The following is a 19,846-nucleotide window of genomic DNA, read 5'->3' as shown; positions in this document are numbered from 1 at the left end:
TCAGCTCCGCTCCGGGCCCGGTGCGCCGGGGGTGGCGCCGAGGGCGTGGGCGAGGGCGCGGCCCTCGTCGCGCAGCGCGGTGAGCGAGCCGATCCGGCGCTTGGCGCGGTCCCGGGCGGCGGTGAGGTCGGCGGCGGAGGCGGCCAGGTTGCGCCGGTGGTCGGCGAGTTGCCGCTCCAGCCGGAGCCGCTCGTCGGCGATCGCCCGGTCGAGCGCGAGGGCGAGCCGGTCGGTCAGTTCGTCGACGTGGCCGGTGATCTGGGCGGGGATCTCGGTGCTCAGCTCGGTCAGCACCCGGTTGAGGTGGCGGGTGGCGTCGCCGCGCACCCGGCCGAGCTGGGCGCGCCGACGGCGGCGGCGGGTGAGCACGGCGAGCATCGCGTAGCTGGCGACGGCCGGCAGCAGCACGCTGCTGGTGACCAGGGCGACCACGGTGCCGAAGGTGGCCGCCGTGCTGATCGACGGGATGACGCTCTCGATCATGCCCAGGGTGCCGCCGTCCCGGTGCGTGGAGAGCACCATCGCCGGCAGCGGGGCGTCGCGTTCGGCGCGGATGACGGCGCCCTCGCCGCCCTCGCCGCCCTCGCCGTCACCGCCGTCACCGCCGGCGGCGCCGTCACCGGCCACGGCGAGCGCCGTGCCGGGGCGCCCGGCGTCCAGCACGGCGGCGCACTCCCGCCGCACCCGCTCCTCCAGGACGGCCAGCCCGCGCCGGGCGGCGTTGTCCAGCTGCAGCCAGACCGCCTCCACCTGGGCCTCCAGCTCGGCCGGGAACTCCTCGGACAGGGCGGCCGGTTCGGAGGTGGCGATCTTCGCCTCGGCGGCCTGGCGGACGTCGTTGAGACTGCGCCGGAAGCCGAGCTGGAGGGTGTTCTTGAGGTCGCGCGCACCGGTGGTCAGGGCGCGCCGCCACTGGGCGCTCTCCGACTGGAGCAGGCGCAGCGCCTCCTCGGTGCCCTCGACCTCGGCGGCCAGGGTCGGGTCCTGCCGGAGCGAGCGCAGCCGCAGCTCCTGCTCGGCGAGCGGGGCGGCGAGCGCGGTGAGGGCGACCTGCACCACGTTGGCCAGCCGCAGCTCGGCGGCGCGGGCGGCGATCCGGCGGCGCAGCAGCGCGTCCAGCGGTTCGAAGCCGCTCTCCTCCAGGAGCTCGGCCGCCTCGCCGAGTTCGCCCGCGTCGGCGGCGTCGGCGGCGTCCCGGCGGGCCCGGTTGCTGACCGGGAACCAGGGGGCCGCGGCGTGCCGGGGGGCGTGCCGGGCGAGCAGTTCGCGGTTGCGTTCCAGCACGATGGGCCAGGCGTCGTGGCTGTCGGTCTTGGTGAGCACGAACACCGTCTCGGCGGTGCGCTCGGTCGCGCGGGAGAGGAAGTCCAGTTCGGAGCGGGTGAGTTCACTGGAGCCGTCGACGACGAAGACCAGCGCGTCGGCGTTCTCCAGGGCGGCCAGGGCGAGTTGGGCGTGGCCGCTGACCAGGCCGCCGACGCCGGGGGTGTCGACGAGTTCCAGGCCGGCCGCCAGCAGCGGGACGGGCAGTTCGACCTCGACGTGGTGCACGTCGAGGCGGTGCGGGCGCCCGGTGGCCGGGTCGACGGCCGCGTACTCGGCGATCCGCTCCAACGGGATCGGCTCCGGGCGTGGCACGGTGCCGGTGGCGGCGGAGACGTCCGCGTCGGTGGCGGCGGGAACGTCCGCGTCGGTGGCGGCGGGCAGCAGGAAGGCCTCGGCGCGCGGGCGATCGCCGTACCGGACGACGACGTGCACGCCGGTGGCGACATCGGCGTCGACCGGGAGGAGGTCCCAGACGCCCACCAGGCTGTTGATGGTGGAGCTCTTGCCGCGCTTCTTCTCGCCGACGACGACCAGCGAGGCGGCGCCCCCGGCGGCCCGGGCGGCCTCCGCGCGCAGCCGCCGGGCGCCGTCGGCGACGCCGGGGTCCCGGTCGTTGTCGGGGGTCGTCGGGGCTTCCGCGGCGGCGGTGCGGGCGGCGCGTTCGAGGAGGTCGGCGGTGCGGGTCGCGAAGTCCAGGACGCGGGCGTGGGAGGGGGTTTCGGGGCGGGGCCGGGTCATGAGGGTGCTCCCTTGGCGGGGTCGGTGCGGTCACCGGGGTCGGTGGTGGGGCCCTTCGGCGGGTGCGTGGGGGCCGGTGGTGCGGCGGGCGGCGCTGCGGGCGGCGACGGCGGCAGCGGTTCGGGGGCTTCGTCGAACTCGCCGAACATGCCGGTCAGGTTGGCCTCCTGCGGGTCGACCGCCCGGGTCCGCCGACGCGGCGGCTCGCCGGTGGCGGGACGCGGAACGCCGACGCCGGGCGCGGTGCCGCCGGGCGCGGCGGAGCGGAACGCGTCCGAGGCGGGCAGCGGAGCGCCCAGGCCGTCGTACGGGTCCCGGGCGCCGTCATGGTCACGGGCGGCGGCGTAGGGGTCGCGCCCGGCGGCCCGGTACTGGCCGTACTGGGGCTCGCCGCCGGGGCGCTGCCCGGACGTCCGCTCCTCGGGGTCGTCCGGCCAGACGGCGTCGACCACCACGTTCCTGAGCTTCCCCAGGCCCCGCACGGTCCTCTTCCACCCGGACGGGCCGCGGCTCGGGCCGGGCTCCGACTCCGGTACCGGTTCCGGTTCCGTCTTCGGGCCGCCCGTCGCGCCGCCCGGTGCGCCGGTCTCCCGGCCGGGCGACGGCTCGGGCACGGGCCTGGGCCGCTGCTGCGGGGGCGGCGGAGGGGGCGGGGGCAGCAACGCGTACCCGTGGCAGTCCGCGCTGGTCAGATGGGTGAGCCGACCCGCTTCGGCGTCCGAGCGCCGCCGCCAGCCGGTGACCAGCACGCACCGGCCCGTTCCTGCCGCGGCCGCCGCCCAGAGGCCGGGCGCGTCCGCCTCGGGCAGCAGGTGGCTGCCCGCCGGAAGGGCGGGCCGCCAGACCGGCCGCGTCGGCGCCGGACCCGGCGCCGCGTCCGGCCACGGGGCGGGCACCGGCCGGGTGGTCCACGGCTCGGCGTCCTCCCGCCCGATGGCCTCCCAGGTCGGCGCGGTCCACTCGGCGTAGACCGGTCCGGCCCAGTCGGCCAGGTGGTCGGCCAGCTCGACGAGCCCGGGGAGCCGCCCGCCGTCGCCCGCCGGCACCGGCCGGTACCAGCCCACGAAGCCGTACAGCGGGCGGCCGAACCGGTCCTGCACCATCTCCTGGCCGATCAGGCCCAGCTCGCACGCGGCTCCGACCAGGACGCCCCCGCCGTCGCGGTGCAGCAGGAAGCGCGGGCCGTACTCCAGCCGGCTCCCGCCGGCGACGGCGGCGCGCACGGCCTCCCCCACCGGCCCCTGCCGCTCGACCCCGGCGGGCAGCGCGCGCCACCACTGGTCGACCCGCAGGGTCCGGCCGTAGACGACCGCCGACCAGCCGCCGGGGGCGGCACCGTCCGCCCCGTCGGCCGTGTTCTCGGGCTCCGGCCCGTGGTTCGTCGTACTCGTCATGGCATTCGTCCGTCCGTCAGTCCCTCAGACCCGGCCCAGCGCCCGTCAGTCAGTCCGTCAGTCCGTCAGTCCGTCAGCAGCCGGCCGTCGCGGTAGATGGCGACTCCCCGCAGCTCCGCGTCCAGCTCCTGGCAGCGCTCCTGGGCCCGCTCCAGGTCGGCCGAGGTCGCCGAGCTGCTGGCGACCAACCGGTCGATCTCCTGCCGGGCGCTGTTCTTCTGCGCCCCCCTGAACACCCCGCCGAACAACCCCTGGCTGAGCGCGGCCAGTTCGCCGCGCGAGGCGTCCAGGCCGTCGGCGAGCCGGTCCATCTCCCGCCGGTTCCGCACGATGCCCTCGCTGAGGTAGTGGCGGAGGCTGAAGATGATCGGCAGGTGGAGGTTCTTCGGGGCGATCCGGCTGGCGTCCACGGTGGCCTGGGCCGCCGCGCCGAAGTTGCCGAGCTGGACGGCGCACAGCGCCACCGTGACGCCCTCGGCGTCGTCACCGGCCAGCACCGGCACGAGGTTGGGGAAGTTGCGTCCCGCCAGCTGCAGCGCCTCGGCCGCCCGCAGGCCGGTGCGCTCGGCCAGCAGGTCCGCCTTGGTGAGCAGGACGGTCACACCGGGCACCGGCTCGCCCTTCGCCAGGCGGCTGCTGAAGACCCGGGAGATCGCGCGGCTGAACCGGGAGATCTCCATCGGGTCGTCGTCCCGGTCGAGGTTGCCGGGCGCGCCGTGCTTGATCCACTCGGCCACGTGCTCGGAGTCGAGCGCCAGGACGATGCTGTCGGAGCGCATCAGCCGCTCCTCCAGCTGGGCGACGTCCTCGGCGGCGCCGCGCCGGTCCAGGGCGGCGTTGCCGCGGAAGTCGACGCAGTCGATCGTCATGAGGTCGCGCATGCCCCGGCGGAACACGAACTCGTAGGAGATCGGCTGGTCCGAGGTGGCCTTGGGCATCGTGCCGGTGCGGCGCAGCCGGGCCCAGTCCTCGGCGAGGTCGAGATCGAGGTCGGGGTCGGTGGTGTAGAGGTAGTAGCCCTGCACGCCCGAGGAGAGCCGGTTGTACATGCCGTGCAGGTAGGCGGTCTTGCCGGAGCCGCTGGCTCCGAGCAGGGTGAGGGTGAGGGTGGGGACCGTCATGATGCGGTGTCCTTCGTCTCGCGGGGTCGTGGGTGTCGGTTCTCGCCGGTGGTTCTCGGGGGGCGCTGTGCGGGCGGGTCGGCGTCAGAACGAGAGGACGTCCTCCAGCAGTTCGCCGAGCCGGTCGGCGGGCGCCACCAGCGGTTCCAGGCGCGCCAGTTCGGCGGCGGCCCGGGCGCGGTCCCGGTCGCGGATGGAGGCCCAGGACGGTTCGTCCTCCCACCAGCTGCTGATCCGGTCCCACAGGGTGTCGCGCTGGTCGGCGAGGCGGGCGGCGGCCATCAGGCTGTCGATCGAGGCGGACAGCTCCATGGCCCGGCCGATGATGCCGAAGCGGAGCGTCCACAGCACCGGCAGCGCCACGCCCTCCGGCTCCGGCCCGCAGACCAGCGGGATGAACGCCCCCTGGATGTGCCGGGTCTCCTGGACGGCCTCGATCAGCGGCAGGAACGGGCCGACGAAGCGCTCCTGCGCGTCGGGGGCGTCGAGGTCGACCAGGTCGGTCTTGGTGAGGGCGATCACCAGCGGGGTCACGCTCTCCTCCCGGTCGGCGACGGCCTGGTGGACGCGGACGACGAGCCGGCGGATGTCCTCGGCGGCGTCGGGGTCGGTGTCCAGGCGGAGGGCGTCGACGAAGAGCACGATGCCGTCCGCCGCGACCAGGTCGTCGTGCAGGCGGGCGGCCTGTGGGCTGGAGCCGCGGTGCTCGGTGAGCGCGCCGCCGCGGTGGTCGGTCCAGCGGAACGGGAAGATTCCGTCGCCGTCGTGGCAGAGCACGAACTCGTAGCGGCGCGGCCGGTCGCTGGCCCGGGGGTAGCGGCCGCGCCGGATGGCACGGGCGTCGGCGAGCAGCGCGTGGTGGGCGCCGCGGTCGGCGGTGCTCAGGGTCATGCCTTCGACGCCGTCGCACATGGCGGCGTACATGAGGGAGAGGTAGCTGGTCTTCCCGGCCGCGCTGTGGCCGAGCATCACGATGTCCATGCGGTTCCTCGCGGTTCTCGCGGGTCCTCGGGCGGGCGGTCCGTCTTCTGGCAGGGCGATCCGTTTTCGGGCAGGGTGGGGCACGAAGCGGCGGGCGCTGCGGTCCCGCGGTGTGGGGTGGCCCGGTGGCCGCCGGGCTCAGAGCCAGAGCTCGGGATCGACCTCGTCCGGGTAGTGGGCGACGGTCCAGCGGCCGGAACCGGCCTCCGGTGCGCCCTCCGCGTGGATGCCGGTGGCGGTCCCGGCGTCGGCCGGGGCGGGCGGGTCGGTGAGCGCCCCGAGGGCGACGGCGGCCTTCGGGTCGGCGGCCAGGTCGGGGATCCGGCCCAGCCGGGCGGCGACCAGGTCGGCCACCGGCGGCGTCCGGCTGGCCGCCCCGCAGAGCACGACGGCCCCCAGCTCGGCCGGCGTCAGCCCGGCCCGGGCGACGGTCCGCTCCAGCAGCCCCACCGAGGCGGTGAGCGCGGGGGTGACGGCCGCCCGGTACTCGCCGCCCTGGACGACGAACGGCTCCGGGTAGCCCGGCACGGCGAGGTACACCGTGCCGGTGCTCGACAGCGATTCCTTGGCCAGGGTCAACTCGCGGGCGAGCTGCGCCCGTTGGTGGGCGGCGGCGGGAGCGGGGTCGGCCCAGAGCTGCTGCCAGGGCCCGGGGTCGAGGTCCAGCGCCCGGTCTCGGAGCAGTTCGAACAGGGCCTGGTCGAGGTCTCGGCCGCCGAAGTCCGGATCCCCGGCGACCGCGACGGCCCGGTAGCCGCCGCCCTCCCGGCGGAGCACGGCGGTGTCCACGGTCCCGCCGCCGAGGTCGTAGACGGCGATCGGCCCGTCGCCGTCCGCCGGGGCGTTCGCCGAAGCGTCTGCCGAGATGTTCGCCGAAGCGTTCGCCGAGATGTTCGCCGCGTGGAAGCGGGCGGCGGCCACCGGCTCGGGCAGCAGCTCCGGCGCGTCCAGCCCGGCCCGTCCGGCGACCTCGACCAGCCGGTCCAGATCGCCCGGCGACCAGTCGGCCGGGTGCGTGAGCACGACGCGTCCCGGATCCGTCCCGCCGCACCGCGCCCGCGCCTCCTCCGCCGCACGGGCCAGCACGGCGGCGGCCAGGTCGGCGGTGGCCACCTCGCGATCGTCCAGCAGCACCGCCGACTGCCGGAGCAGCGCCCGCTTGGGGTGCTGCTCGGCGCGCTCCGGCCGCTGGGCGGCGAGCTGGACGGCGGCCCGGCCGGTGAGCAGCCGGCCGTCGTCGTCCAGGCAGACCAGGGACGGCAGGTACCGGCTGTTCTCGATCTCGACCGCCGCCACCGCTCCGGCCGGTTCGACGCGCACGGCCGCGGTGGTGAAGCAGGTACCGAAGTCGATTGCCAACGACCAGTCAGACACGTGTCCTCGCAGGTGAGTTGCGGTGACTCAGGGCGCACGGGCGGAGCCGGAGGAAGGACCTCCGGCACCCCCGCGCAGGATGCTAGGGCCCCGGGGGCAACTGTGGAGAAATTCAGCACATCTTGTAACAATGGCATGGCCATTGCGGGATGAGCCCCGGCCCGGGAACTGCCCCGGACGGCACCCCGCTCCCCCGGGCCGGGGTGCCACGACCAGTCTCGGCTCGGCGTTCGACCGAGACACCGTCAGGTGACTGAATCCGCTGGCCTTTCTACGGATTCGCCCTGCCGGACGGCCCGCGCAGGAGTCGGAACCGGACAGCGCCGGGGCGCCCCCTCAACCCCGCCGAGGGAGGTTCCGATGAGCACGCCCGGCTCGATCGACATCCCCGAGGCGCTCGCCACCCCGTTCGGCGCGAACGGCCCCGCCGAGCGCCGCTAGATCGATGAACTTCCCGCGCTCGACCAACGGTGGACCCCCGACCTCGCCGCTTCGACCCGCTCACTGACACCCTCAGCCTGGACCCTCGCCCGCGCACTGCAGAACGCCCTCCGGGACATCGAGGACCGCCGGGTCGAATTGGCGCCCACCCAAGGCACGACAGCGGCCACCCCATAGCACGCCCCACCCGGCTAAACTTCCCTCACCGCAGCAGCAAAGCACCCAAGGCCCGATATGCCCGATTCCCAACAAGTTGCAGAATCCCGCCCCACCCACGCATAAACCCGCAGCTCACGAACTCTGCTCCCCGCGCGTGCGGGGATGGTCCCGTCAGGGCGGAGCGCTTGAGGGCGGCGCGCTCCTGCTCCCCGCGCGTGCGGGGATGGTCCCCCAGGCCGGGAGGTACGGCTTCGAGCGGTGGACTGCTCCCCGCGCGTGCGGGGATGGTCCCGTCTGCAGGGGGGTCAGCCCGAGCTGGAATGCCTGCTCCCCGCGCACGCGAGGATGGTCCCTGTGGTTGCCGAGCTGGGAAGCGTCAGCGTCGCTGCTCCCCGCGCGTGCGGGGATGGTCCCAAGGCCGGTGAGGCCGTGTCAGCCCCGGCTGGCTGCTCCCCGCGCGTGCGGGGATGGTCCCCGTCCCGCGCCCACCGGCACCACCCCCGGACCCTGCTCCCCGCGCGTGCGGGGATGGTCCCCGGGCCTGGGTGTCGCCGGTGACCTTCGTGGTCTGCTCCCCGCGCGTGCGGGGATGGTCCCGGGTGCTCCCTGATCTGTTCGTCCCGCAGCTTCTGCTCCCCGCGCGTGCGGGGATGGTCCCCCGTTGTCGGCGTGGCTGTAGACGTCGGCGTCGCTGCTCCCCGCGCGTGCGGGGATGGTCCTCCGCCTGCCATCGTGGCCGCCATCAGCGGATCCTGCTCCCCGCGCGTGCGGGGATGGTCCCCAGCATGCCCGAGTTCGACCGCTTCACGCTCGCTGCTCCCCGCGCGTGCGGGGATGGTCCCTCGCCGGCCTTCAGTCGGCGTTCCAGCTCGGCCTGCTCCCCGCGCGTGCGGGGATGGTCCCGCCTCGAGGAGGACGTGCTCGAAGGCGCCGCCCTGCTCCCCGCGCGTGCGGGGATGGTCCCTGAATCGGGATGTGCAGGATGAATTTGAAGAACTGCTCCCCGCGCGTGCGGGGATGGTCCCTCGGCGCGGCCGACGATCCGGCCGGTACGGCCGCAGACTGCTCCCCGCGCGTGCGGGGATGGTCCCTGGAAGGCGTACGCGGTCGAGTGCGAGCGGTTCTGCTCCCCGCGCGTGCGGGGATGGTCCCCTGGCCAGTGCGGCGCGTACGGCGACGTCTGCGCTGCTCCCCGCGCGTGCGGGGATGGTCCCCTCGGCACGACGGACATCCTGGAGCCGTCGCTCTGCTCCCCGCGCACGCGGGGATGGTCCCGTCTGCAGGGGGGTCAGCCCGAGCTGGAATGCCTGCTCCCCGCGCACGCGAGGATGGTCCATCGCTTGCGGCATTTCCACTGTGCTGACCGCCTGCTCCCCGCGCATGCGGGGATGGCCCCGGGCAGCTCTGGCTCCGTCGTAGTACTCGCCCCCGGCGACCAAGTGCCCACCGGAGGCCGAGGTACCCGCTCACGCTCCTGGGATCACGTTCGACAGTGGCAGGCCCTCGAAGAACGCCACCGCCTCCCCGCGCCAGTGCGGGCGCCAGCCCGCCGCCTCGGCGCGGGCCGCGTCGGCGTAGCGGCGCATGTCGGCGCGGAGCTTCGCGTCCACACCCAGCCCCCGGGCCAACTCGCGGATGCGCTCGACCGTTTCAACCGTGCACTGCGGGTCGCCCAGCGCCGCCTCCACCACGGCCCGCTGCGCCTCGTCGGCGCCGGCCAGCAGCGCGCTCACGGCGTAACTGCGGCGCCCCGCGCGGAGGTCGGCGCCGACGGACTTGCCGGTGGCGCCCTCCTCGCCGAACAGGTTGAGGTAGTCGTCGCGCAGTTGCCCGCCGATGCCGACCAGCGTCGCGTACCGGCGCAGCGGCGCATCGTGGCGGGCCACGTCCTCGCCGGCGGCCAGCAGCCCCAGCCGCAGCGGGGCGAGCACGGAGTACCGGGTGGACTTGTACTCGCAGACGGTGTGCAGGAACTCCTCGTCCGGGAGTGCCCGGAAATCCCGTTCGAGGTCGACGATCTGCCCGGCGACCGTCTCGGCTCCGGCGTTCAGCTGCACCTCCAGCATCGCCTGCCGCAGCTCCGCGGGGACGTCCGCCTCCAGCAGGACCCGCATCGAGAGGAAGGCGGCGAGGTCTCCGGCCAGGACGGCCAGGCCGAGTGCGGTGCGGTCGGCCTCCGGGAACTCCCGGCGGTAGGCGTAGTAGGTGGAGGGGCCGCCGCGGCGTACGGGCGCGTCGTCGATGATGTCGTCGTGGACGAGCCCGTGCGTCTGGAGCAGTTCGATGCTCAGCGCGGCCTCCGCCAGGCCGGGCACCGGGTCGGTGGTCACCAGTCGGGCGGCCTCGTACAGCAGGGCGACCCGCAGCCGCTTGCCGCCGCGCAGCGAGAGGTCCCGCAGCAGTTCCAGGCAGCGCGGGGTGAAGCGGCTGAGCGGCGGTGTGTCGAGGCGCTCGGGCAGGGCGGCGAAGTAGGCCTCGAAGCGGCGGTCGAACCGGCGCCGGTGTTCGGCGACTCGTTGGCGGGCGGCTGCCGTGATCGTCTCGTTCACGAGGCCTACCCTCGCATCCGCACGAGCACGCCGACGCCCCGGCCCCCGCCGGCCTCGGCCGGCGGGGGCTTCGAGCCCGAGGGGGCTCGGTGCCGTGCGCGCGATCAGGCGTGCTGCGCCCCGTTGAAGACGTTGTAGGCGTCGTCACGGTAGTAGGCGCTCACCGCCCACCACTTGCCCTGCCAGCTGTAGCCCGTGACGAAGTCACCGGTCTGCACGGCCGAGCCGTCGTTCTGGTTGTAGTTCACGAAGTACGGTCCGCCGCTGGCGCCTCCGTCGAGTCCGATGCAGTTGTCGATCAGCGCGGTGGACGGCTGCTCGGGTCCGGCCACCGGCTGGCCGCCGCACCAGAGCATGTGCTCGTCCTTGGCGTCCTTCTTCCCGGGGATGCCGATGATGTGCGCGTAGTTGTTGATGGGCTGGTTGAACCCGATGCCGGTGGCCCCGACGACGTCGGCGATGTGCCGGCCGTTCTGCGTGTTCAGCACGATGAACGCGATGTCGCCCTGCGGAGCGGGAGCATCGACCCAGCCGGCCGACCGCCAGGTCCACCAGCCGTAGGGGGTGTTCCCGGCGTCGTAGTTGGGGGCGAACTTGAAGTCGTGCCCGCCCTCCACGCAGTGCCGGGCGGTGGCGATGACATCGCGGTTGGCGCTGGAGACGACGTTGGCCGTGCAGACGCCGCTCCCGGTGAGCAGCCGCCCGGTGGTGCCCCAGACGCTGGCGCCGGCCGTCGCACCGGCGCTGACCGTCGCGCCGGCGGCGGCCTTCGGGCCGCCGGTCGGTGAGATCGCGGGGATCGTCAGCGGCTGCCCGTCGAGGGAGCTCTGCTTCTCGGGCGCCCAGCCCGTGTCGGCGGCGTTCGCCGGGTTGATCAGGACGTGGGTCCCGCCGCTGACCCTCTCGATCGGCTCGGCGCCCCGGGCCGGTGCGGCGGACGAGGCCGGTACGGCGAGGCCGAGGGCCGCCACCGAGGCCACGACCACCGCGAGGAGACTGCGTATACGCATGGGTGTCCTTACCCTTCGTTGTCGGGTGTGCTGTCCCACCAGCTTCGAAGCGGCATGTCGACAACGTGTCGACGACGTGCCAACGAGCACGCCCCCAGCGCTTCCGCACGTCCGTCAGTCGCCCGTCACTCCGGCCACCTTTCGGCCAACCGTGCGAGATGTCTGTACGCGGCCACGGCACCCCCCTAGAGTGTCCGCGACTCCTCCACAAATGACCTTTCCTTCACGCCAGCCCGCTGGCCCCGGGACGTTCAGCGCAGCCTGTTCCCACCGTCGAGCCAGAAGGGCCGGGTCCTTGTCGCAGGCGTTCCAGTCCCCCGGCTTCGCCGCGCTGGCGGCCGACCGCGCGGTCGAGACGCGGCTCGTCGAGGAGCGCTGGCAGGCGGTGGCCTGGGACCTCGCAACGGGCCTGCGCCGGGTGGTCACCGACCGGCCGGGGGGCGTCCACCTGAGCGAGATCGAGCCGGACGGCGACGCCATCTGGTGGTTCGACGCCGACAGCGCCGGGGAGGGGCGGTGGCGGCGCGAGCCGTTCGCCGGCGGCACGGACGGCGAGGCACTGCACGGCGAGGCGCTGCACGGCGTGCCGCGCGGGCGGGCGTACGGCGTCGCCTTCGACCGGACGGGTGCGCTCGCGGCGGTGGCCGTCGGCGTCGACGGCGCCTCGCACTGCTACCTCGGACCGCCCTCGGGCGAGGCGCGGCTGATCGGTTCGGCGCCGGGGTACCTGAACCTGGCCGACCTGTCGCCGGACGGTCGGCTGCTCGCCCTCGGCGGACAGCCCGACGGGGACGACGCCGTGGTGCTGTGGTCGACGGACCCCCGGCCGGACAGTCCGCTGCGGCTCGCCGGGGACCGCCGATCACGGCTCTGGCCGATCGAGTTCAACCCGCTCGCGGCACTGGAACCGGAACTGCTGCTGGTGGTCGAGGAGGACGAGCGGTACACCGTCGCGACCTGGCGGGCGAGCACGGGACTGCGCAGGCACCCGAGCCTGTCGTTCGACTCGCAGATATCGGCCGGCTGGTACCGGGGGCCGCGCGGTGTACTGATCCAGCACGAACGGGCCGGGCGGAGTCGGCTGCTCCTCGCCGACCTCGCCCCGCCCACAGCAGCGGGCCCGACCCCGGACCCAGCAGGACAAGCCCCGCCCGCCCGGGAGATCAACACACCCGGCGGCACGATCCACGACCTGTCCTGCGCCCCGGACGGCACCCTGCACTGCGTCTGGAGCCGCGAGTCGACCCCGCCCCGCCCCCTGGTCCTGCGCCCCGGCGCGGAGGGTGCGGCGGACGACCCCGATCCGGAAAACGGCCACACCTCCCGCAGCCGGCGCTGGACGCCCCGGCCGTACGGGCGGATCCACAGCTTCGTCAGCACCCCGGTCGGCCCCGGCCCGTGGCCGACCCTCTTCCTGGTGCACGGCGGCCCCGCCACCCACGACCGGGACTCCTACGACCCGCGGGTGAACGCCCTGGTGGACCACGGCTACGCGGTGGTGCGCACCAACTACCGCGGCTCCACCGGCTACGGCGCCCGCTGGCAGCACGAGTACGGCCACCGGGTCGGGCTGGCGCAGATCGAGGACCTGGCCGCCGTCCGCGCGGAACTGGTCGCCGACGGCACGGCGCTCACGGAGCGCACCGGCCTGTGCGGGTTCTCCTGGGGCGGCTACCTGGCCCTGCTGGCGATGGGCGCGCAACCGGACTTGTGGTCACTCGGCCTGGCCGCGCAGCCGATCGCGGACTACCCCGCCGCCTACCGCACCACCACCCCCGCGCTGCGCGAGCTCGACCGGCAGCTGTTCGGCGGGACCCCGGACGAGGTCCCCGAGCGCTACCGCGCGGCCGACCCGCGCTCGTACGTGCACCAGGTCCGCTCGCCCGTCCTGCTGGTCGCCTCGCGGACCGACGAACGGTGCCCGCCCGACCAGGTGGCCCGGTACGCCGCGGACCTGCGCCGGCTGGCGGTGCCGCACGAACTGCTCTGGGTGGACGGCGGCCACTACAGCCGCCGCACCGCCGACCACCGATCGGTGCTGGCCGCGATGGTCCGGTTCGCCGGGCACGCCTGGCCCGCACCGCTCCCCCGGACACCCCGGGGCGATCGCCCGGGGGTACCCACCGAGCTGGTGGAAGGAGGTGAACAGCCATGAAGCGACGCAGCATTCAGAACGACCCGATCAGCACCCCGGAGCGTGACCGGGGCGCCGTGGTGGTCCAGAACTTCGCGCTCGACATCACCAAGGCCGCAGCGGTCGCGCCTGCCCTCAAGGGGCAGCCGAAGCCGAAGAAGGCACCCGAGGGCAAGTGACCCTCCGTCGCTCCGGGGCACTGGTCCGCCCCGGAGCGACACCTCACCGACCGCCGGCGAACGACAGAAGTGGCCATCATGCGTATCGTCCTGCTGCACATGCCCTGGGGTGCGATCGACGTGCCGTCGCTGGCGCTGGGGATCCTGCACACCGCCGCCGCGCGCGCCGGCCACCAGGTCGACGTGCGCTACGCCAACCTCGACTTCGTGGACTGGGCGGCCGAGACCGCGGGCTTCGGCGTGGACGACTACCAGTACTTCTCCGAGAAGTCCTACTTCCAGGGCGCGGGAGACTGGGCCTTCGCCGGTGCGCTGTACGGCGACGACGGCGACATCGATGACGCCGATGCCGACGCCGACGTCGCGGGCTACTTCGAGTACCTGGCCGCCAACGGCGCGAGCGAGCAGGAGATCGCCCTCACCCGGGCCACCCGCGCGATCGCCCCCGCCTTCATCGCCCGGCTGGTCGACGAGCTCGCCGCCGACCCGCCGGACCTGGTCGGCTTCACCACCACCTTCCAGCAGAACACGGCGAGCCTGGCCGCCGCGCGGCTGCTCAAGCAGCGGTGCCCGCAGGTGCGCACGGTGTTCGGCGGCGCGAACTGCGACGGCCCGCAGGGCGCCGCGCTGCACCGCAACTTCCCCTTCCTGGACTACGTGGTGCGCGGCGAGGGCGAGGCCGCCTTCCCGGCGCTCCTGGAAGGCCTCCCGGAGGGCGGCGACCTCTCCACCGTCCCCGGGCTGTGCTGGCGCGACGGCTCCGGGAAGCCGACGGCCAACGCGATGACCAACCGCCCGCTGCCGCCCGCGGCGATCCTGGCGCCCCGCTACGACGGCTTCTTCGAACGGCTGGACGCCTCCGTCGCGGCCACCTGGGTGGACCCCAAGCTGGTCCTCGAAGGCTCCCGGGGCTGCTGGTGGGGGGAGAAGCACCACTGCACCTTCTGCGGGCTCAACGGCTCCTCGATGGAGTTCCGCTCCAAACCGCCGGCCGACTTCCTCGCCGAGGTGCTCACCCTCGCCGAACGCCACCAGCTGTTGGACGTCTACGTGGTCGACAACATCCTGGACATGGGCTACTTCGACACCGTCCTGAAGTCGCTGGCCGAACTCCCGGTCGATCTGCGGCTGCACTTCGAGATCAAGGCGAACCTGCGCCGCCACCAGTTCCAGCTGCTCGGCGACTCGGGCGCGGCCCAGGTGCAGCCCGGCATCGAGAACCTGAGCACCCGGGTCCTGCGGATCATGGACAAGGGCGTGACGGGCTGCCAGAACGTCCGCGCGCTGCGGGACGCGCAGAGCGCCGGGGTCTCGGTGACCTGGAACTACCTCTACGGCTTTCCGGGCGAGCAGCCGGCCGACTACGAGTCGGTGATCGACCAACTGCCCGTGCTGCACCACCTGGACCCGCCGACCGGAGCGGGACGGATCGCGATCGAGCGGTTCAGCCCCTACTTCGACCGTCCCGAACTGGGCTTCGCCATCACCCGGCCGGCCTTCCAGTACCGCGCGACCTACCGCCTGCCGGAGAGCGAACTGAACGACATGGCCTATGTGTTCACCGCTCCGCCGCGCGGAATCGGCGGCGCGGTCGCGGAGCGGCTGGGCGCGGCGGTGGACACCTGGCTCGCGCGGTTCCCCGACAGCCGGCTCAGCTACCGGGACGCGGGCGGGCGGATCGTACTCGTCAACACCCGGCCCGGGTACGACTGGCGGGTGGTCGAGCTGACCGATCCGGTGGAGGTCGCGGCCTTCCGGCTGCTGGCCCAGCCCCGGTCGGCCGCCGCACTGGCCGCCAAGCTCCCCGGCGGCGCGGCGGCGGTCGAGCCGGTACTGGAGCGTTTCACCGCGCTGGGTCTGCTGTTCCACGACGGGGACAGCTTCCTCCAGGTCGCCGTCGAGTCCGACAACCAGGTGCTCATGCGGATGCAGCACCGGCACGGTCCCGGCGCCACCCGTCCCGTTTCCGCCCGCCCCGGCGCCGACGAGGGCGCCGTCCGCCCTCGTACCGAGGAAGCCGAGGAAGCCGAGGAGGTGCTCGATGCCGTCACGATCGGCTGAGCAGACCGACGCCGACGCCTGGCGCGCGGCCGGCCCGCAGGTCGAGCTCTGGCTCGACTACGACCCCGCCGCACGGGAGTTGCCGGGCTTCGCGCTCGGTCGCCGCACCCTGCCCGGCCCGGCGCAGGAGGAGGTCACCGGGCTGCACCGCGCCGGGGTCCGCTGCCTGCGGCTGACCGAGCCGGTGCGGCTCTGCGCGGACGCACCGGCGGCCTCCGCACGGGCGCTGATGCTGCTGCGCGAGGCGACCGGGCAGGGGCTCGCCGTCCTCTGGCAGGCGGTCTGCACGGACGGCTGCGCGGCGCAGCGCCGGTTCCACCACCTGTACCCGCCCGAGGAGTCGACCGGCCTCCCCCCGGACGTCGTCGCCGACTGGCGCGCCACGTACTTCCCGAGCAAGTGCGTATTCCGGCGCGGCCCCGGCTTCGTCGAGGTGCGCGACCGCCGGTTCGGGACGCTGGAGCTGTTCACCATCGACGAGCCCGGCCACCTCGCGCAGCTGGACGCACTGGCCGAGGGCGTCGAGACCGGCCTGCTGCCGGAGGCCGTCCACCGGGACTTCGCCGAGGCCGGCCTGATCGCCGAACAGGCCGGCCGCGCCTGGTTCCTGCCGATGCGGGTGCGCCGCTGGCCCTTCCCGTCGCTGACCGTGTAGGTGCGCGAGTCCGCGTCCGACTGCAAACCCGAGTCCGTGCCCGAGTCCGAGTCCGTGCCCGAGTCCGAGTCCCAGGAGAGATCCATGACCACCGCGGTCGACGACGCCGCCGCCCGGATGTCCGCCTTCATCCGCGACCCCTACCCCACGCTCGCCCGGATCCGCGAGGCGGGCGCGGTCTCCGTCGTGGAGTTCGGCGAGGGCCTGCCGGTCTACCTGGTGACGCGCTACCAGGATGTCCGGGCCGCGTTGATGGACCCGCGGTTCGGGCAGGACGTCCGCCGCAGCCAGGCCATCGCGAGCGGGCGGGGCTCCGGTCTGACGCTCGGCTCGGAGGTCGTCCACATGCTCAACAGCGACCCGCCGGACCACACCCGGCTGCGCCGCCAGATCCAGGGTGTCTTCACCCGCCGGCGGGTCGATCGGATGCGACCGCTGGTCGAGCGCATCGCCGGCGGCCTGCTGGACGGACTGCGCGGGCGGGAGACCGCCGACCTGGTGACGGACTTCGCCTTCCCGCTGCCGATCATGATCATCTGCGAGCTGCTGGGCTTCCCCCCGGAGGACATGCAGGCCTTCCGCACCTGGTCGACGGCGATCCTCACCCAGGGCGGCGACATGACGTTCCAGCAGGCCACCACCGAACTGAACGCCTACCTGCGGGAGTTGATGAAGGCCCGGCGGGCCGCGCCGCGCGAGGACATCCTGACCGACCTGGTCCGGGCCAGTGACGCCGGCGAACTCACCGAGCAGGAGGTGTTCTCGATGGTCTTCCTGCTGCTGATCGGCGGCCACGAGACCACCGTCAACCTGCTCGGCACCGCCACCCTCGCCCTGCTCCACCACCCCGACCAGCTCGCCTGGCTGCGGGAGAACCCGGCGGCGATGCCGGTCGCGATCGACGAGTTCCTGCGCTACGAGTCTCCGGTGAGCATGGCCACCCTGCGGTTCACGAACGCCGACGTGATGGTCGACGACGTGGAGATCCCGGCGGACGAACTGGTGCTGCTCTCGCTCGGCGCGGCCAACCGGGACCCGGCCCGCTTCACCGATCCCGACCGGCTGATCCTGGACCGGGGCGACCCGGGCCACCTGGCCTTCGGGCAGGGCCTGCACCGGTGCCTCGGCTCCTTCCTCGGAAAACTGGAGAGCGAGGTCGCCCTGACCGGCCTGCTGGAGCGCTTCACACGGATCGAGCTGGCCGCCGCGGAGGAGACCCTGCCCTGGCGCAACACCATCATGCTGCGCGGCCTGGAGTCGCTGCCGGTCTCACTCGATGGCTAGCAGCACGGGGACCGGCGGCGCGACGGGGCTGCTGCGGTTCCGCCCCCGGATCGGCGTCGCACCGCTGCGCTCACGCGGCTACCGGCTGCTGGTGATCGGACAGGCCACCTCGGAGTTCGGCAACGCGTTCCAGGTGGTCGCCCTGCCGCTGCTGGTCTACTCCCTGGGCGGAGGCGCCCGCCAGTTGAGCCTGGTGGTCGCCGCCTACGGCGCGGGACGGCTGGCCGCCACCCCGCTCGGCGGGATCCTCGCCGACCGTTTCGGCGCCTGGCGGGTGATGCTCACCGCCGACCTCGGCCGCCTGCTCGCCACCGCCGGGCTGTGCGCGGTCGCCGCCGGCGGGACGGCCCACTTCTGGCTGATCAGCACGCTCGCGCTGCTGGTCGGACTCGGAGCAGGGGTCTTCCTGCCGGCCGCCTGGGCGATCACCCCCACCCTGCTGCCCGCCGAGGACCTGCACGCGGGCAACGCCCTGAACAGCACGGTCACCTTCGGCGCCGGCCTGGTCGGCCCGGCGGCGGCCGGCCCACTGGTCGCCTGGCTGGACCCGGCCGCCGCGCTGGGAATCGACGCGGCGACCTTCGCCGTGTCGGCGGCCACACTGCTGCTGATCGGTCGCGGCAGCCTCGTCGCACCGCCCCGCCCGATCTCCGAACGGGCCTCCATGCCACGGAACTTCCGCACCCTGCTACGGGAATCACCACTGCTGCGTGCGGTGTTGACGGTGACAGTGATCGCCAACCTCACCGTAGGCGGCGCCACCCGGGTCGCCCTGCCGACCCTCGCCACCGACGGCTTCGCCGCCGGCGCCGTCGGCCTGGGCCTACTGCTCGCCGCGTTCACCGGCGGCGCCCTGGTCGGCGGCCTCTTCGCGGCCGGCCTCACCGACCTGCGCTCCCGGGGCCGCACGGCGATGCTCTCCGGCCTGGCGATGGGAGCGGCCATCGGCCTGGTCCCGTTCACCGGCATCATCGGCGCCGTGCTGCTCCTCTGCCTGGCCGGCGGCGCCAGCACGGTCACGAACGTCCTGGTCGTCACCGGCATCCAGAAGAGCACCCCACCCGCCCTGCTGGCCAGAGTCATGGCCGCCATCACCTTCTGCGGCCTGGGCGTCTTCCCCCTCTCGGTGATCGCCGCCGGAGCGGCAGTGGACGCCTTCGGCAGCCGGGCCGTCTTCGCAACAACCGGCCTCTGCCTGCTGGCGGCGTTCGGCTACGCACTGACCAGACGCGAGATCCGCGACCTGTGAGGCCGCCGCCATCCCCGCACGCGCGGGGAGCAGTTCGGCGTGCGCGTCATCGACATGGACCACCTGGGACCATCCCCGCACGCGCGGGGAGCAGCACGTTGAGGTCGAGGAACTGAAGCGCGCCCGGGGACCATCCCCGCACGCGCGGGGAGCAGGCATCGGGCGCCCGTCGGCCGAGACGGGGCCGGGGACCATCCCCGCACGCGCGGGGAGCAGCACCGAATGGAGGGTCAGGCCGCGGTGGAGATGGGACCATCCCCGCACGCGCGGGGAGCAGCTCCGCGTTCCCGCGATCTCTCCGCGGGCGTGGGGACCATCCCCGCACGCGCGGGGAGCAGGCGATGGCACCGTGGGCGATGGCCTTGAGGATGGGACCATCCCCGCACGCGCGGGGAGCAGCGGCCAGTGGCGCGGCGAGGACGGGATCATGACGTCCTGGCAGGCGTGGGGACCATCCCCGCACGCGCGGGGAGCAGGTGGTGACCGCGAAGGACACGTCCGCGAAGTGGGGACCATCCCCGCACGCGCGGGGAGCAGACGACGGCGGCGAACTCGTCCCCGCCGAGCCGGGGACCATCCCCGCACGCGCGGGGAGCAGCGGTGGAGCCGTGCGCTGCGCCGTGGCGGTCTGGGACCATCCCCGCACGCGCGGGGAGCAGAACAGGCTCACGCCCACGGCGGACAGGACCAGGGGACCATCCCCGCACGCGCGGGGAGCAGTCGGTGGCCTCCCCGATCCAGAGGTGGTCCGGGGGACCATCCCCGCACGCGCGGGGAGCAGGTCACCAAGGTCATGACGGGGGGGACGCAGAAGGGACCATCCCCGCACGCGCGGGGAGCAGCAAGCGCCACTACCTTCTAAGCGGTAGGTCGCAGGGACCATCCCCGCACGCGCGGGGAGCAGCCCGGCTGTACCTGGCGGCCAGCGGCCGGGTCGGGACCATCCCCGCACGCGCGGGGAGCAGAGGTCGATGGTGCCGGTCACCTCGACGCGGTAGGGACCATCCCCGCACGCGCGGGGAGCAGACGTAGGTCTTGTTCCAGCGGCCGGTGCGCTCGGGACCATCCCCGCACGCGCGGGGAGCAGGTTCGTGAGCTGCGGGTTTATGCGGCGGTGGGACCGGATCCTGCAACTTGTTGAGAGTCGGGCATATCGGGCTTTCGGGGCGCCTCCTGTAAGGCCGAGAGAAC

General features: G+C 74.1%; 13 protein-coding genes and 2 CRISPR repeat arrays. Of the genes, 6 read left to right on the top strand and 7 right to left on the bottom strand.

The window, feature by feature from the left end; genetic code table 11:
• The 7 genes from ACFCLZ_RS36015 to ACFCLZ_RS35985 all read right to left on the bottom strand — a co-directional run bounded on the left by ACFCLZ_RS36015 (position 1) and on the right by ACFCLZ_RS35985 (position 11,093).
• Positions 1-2,064: a dynamin family protein gene (locus tag ACFCLZ_RS36015; RefSeq protein ID WP_380282112.1), complete on the bottom strand. Its 2,064-nt coding sequence runs from the start codon at positions 2,062-2,064 to the stop codon at positions 1-3.
• The gene (locus ACFCLZ_RS36010) at positions 2,061-3,458 is read right to left on the bottom strand and encodes a hypothetical protein (protein WP_380282111.1); all 1,398 of its coding nucleotides are present in this window, start codon (positions 3,456-3,458) and stop codon (positions 2,061-2,063) included. The genes ACFCLZ_RS36015 and ACFCLZ_RS36010 overlap by 4 nt, the downstream gene beginning before the upstream one ends.
• A gap of 65 nt (positions 3,459-3,523) precedes the next feature.
• Entirely contained in the window at positions 3,524-4,579 is a 1,056-nt protein-coding gene (locus ACFCLZ_RS36005; protein ID WP_380282110.1) for a hypothetical protein, read from the bottom strand.
• Positions 4,580-4,663: 84 nt separating this feature from the next.
• Positions 4,664-5,560, bottom strand: coding sequence for a hypothetical protein (locus tag ACFCLZ_RS36000; RefSeq protein ID WP_380282109.1), 897 nt, complete (start codon positions 5,558-5,560; stop codon positions 4,664-4,666).
• Between the two features lie 138 nt (positions 5,561-5,698).
• Positions 5,699-6,880, bottom strand: a complete 1,182-nt coding sequence (locus tag ACFCLZ_RS35995) for an Hsp70 family protein (RefSeq protein WP_380282108.1) — start codon at positions 6,878-6,880, stop codon at positions 5,699-5,701.
• A gap of 795 nt (positions 6,881-7,675) precedes the next feature.
• A CRISPR array of direct repeats spans positions 7,676-8,930; the repeat unit is 29 nt; unit sequence CTGCTCCCCGCGCGTGCGGGGATGGTCCC.
• Between the two features lie 70 nt (positions 8,931-9,000).
• Positions 9,001-10,083, bottom strand: a complete 1,083-nt coding sequence (locus tag ACFCLZ_RS35990) for a polyprenyl synthetase family protein (RefSeq protein ID WP_380282107.1) — start codon at positions 10,081-10,083, stop codon at positions 9,001-9,003.
• A 104-nt stretch (positions 10,084-10,187) separates the two neighbouring features.
• On the bottom strand, positions 10,188-11,093 hold the full coding sequence (locus ACFCLZ_RS35985) for a trypsin-like serine peptidase (RefSeq protein ID WP_380282106.1): 906 nt from the start codon (positions 11,091-11,093) through the stop codon (positions 10,188-10,190).
• A gap of 295 nt (positions 11,094-11,388) precedes the next feature.
• Between ACFCLZ_RS35985 and ACFCLZ_RS35980 the strand changes: the two genes are divergently transcribed.
• From ACFCLZ_RS35980 to ACFCLZ_RS35955, 6 genes are all read left to right on the top strand, one after another.
• Positions 11,389-13,248: an alpha/beta hydrolase family protein gene (locus ACFCLZ_RS35980; protein ID WP_380282105.1), complete on the top strand. Its 1,860-nt coding sequence runs from the start codon at positions 11,389-11,391 to the stop codon at positions 13,246-13,248.
• Positions 13,245-13,406, top strand: coding sequence for a hypothetical protein (locus tag ACFCLZ_RS35975; protein ID WP_355361235.1), 162 nt, complete (start codon positions 13,245-13,247; stop codon positions 13,404-13,406). The genes ACFCLZ_RS35980 and ACFCLZ_RS35975 overlap by 4 nt, the downstream gene beginning before the upstream one ends.
• Positions 13,407-13,484: 78 nt before the next feature.
• Positions 13,485-15,467 (top strand): RiPP maturation radical SAM C-methyltransferase, encoded by a 1,983-nt coding sequence (locus tag ACFCLZ_RS35970; protein WP_380282104.1) that lies wholly within the window; start codon positions 13,485-13,487, stop codon positions 15,465-15,467.
• A complete protein-coding gene (locus tag ACFCLZ_RS35965; protein WP_380282103.1) occupies positions 15,448-16,122 on the top strand; it encodes a DUF5825 family protein in 675 nt (224 codons plus the stop codon). The genes ACFCLZ_RS35970 and ACFCLZ_RS35965 overlap by 20 nt, the downstream gene beginning before the upstream one ends.
• An 84-nt stretch (positions 16,123-16,206) precedes the next feature.
• The gene (locus ACFCLZ_RS35960; RefSeq protein ID WP_380282102.1) at positions 16,207-17,406 is read left to right on the top strand and encodes a cytochrome P450; all 1,200 of its coding nucleotides are present in this window, start codon (positions 16,207-16,209) and stop codon (positions 17,404-17,406) included.
• The gene (locus tag ACFCLZ_RS35955; RefSeq protein ID WP_380282101.1) at positions 17,399-18,655 is read left to right on the top strand and encodes an MFS transporter; all 1,257 of its coding nucleotides are present in this window, start codon (positions 17,399-17,401) and stop codon (positions 18,653-18,655) included. Before ACFCLZ_RS35960 ends, ACFCLZ_RS35955 begins: the two co-directional genes overlap by 8 nt.
• 4 nt (positions 18,656-18,659) lie before the next feature.
• Positions 18,660-19,742: direct repeats of the CRISPR family, unit length 29 nt; unit sequence GGGACCATCCCCGCACGCGCGGGGAGCAG.
• Between the last annotated feature and the right edge of the window lie 104 nt (positions 19,743-19,846).

Origin of the sequence: Kitasatospora purpeofusca (genome assembly GCF_042691725.1) — a bacterium.
In the GTDB taxonomy this organism is placed as follows: domain Bacteria; phylum Actinomycetota; class Actinomycetes; order Streptomycetales; family Streptomycetaceae; genus Kitasatospora; species Kitasatospora purpeofusca_B.
The sequence above is the reverse complement of the archived record's forward strand: the minus strand, read 5'-3'. Positions and strand labels throughout refer to the sequence as shown.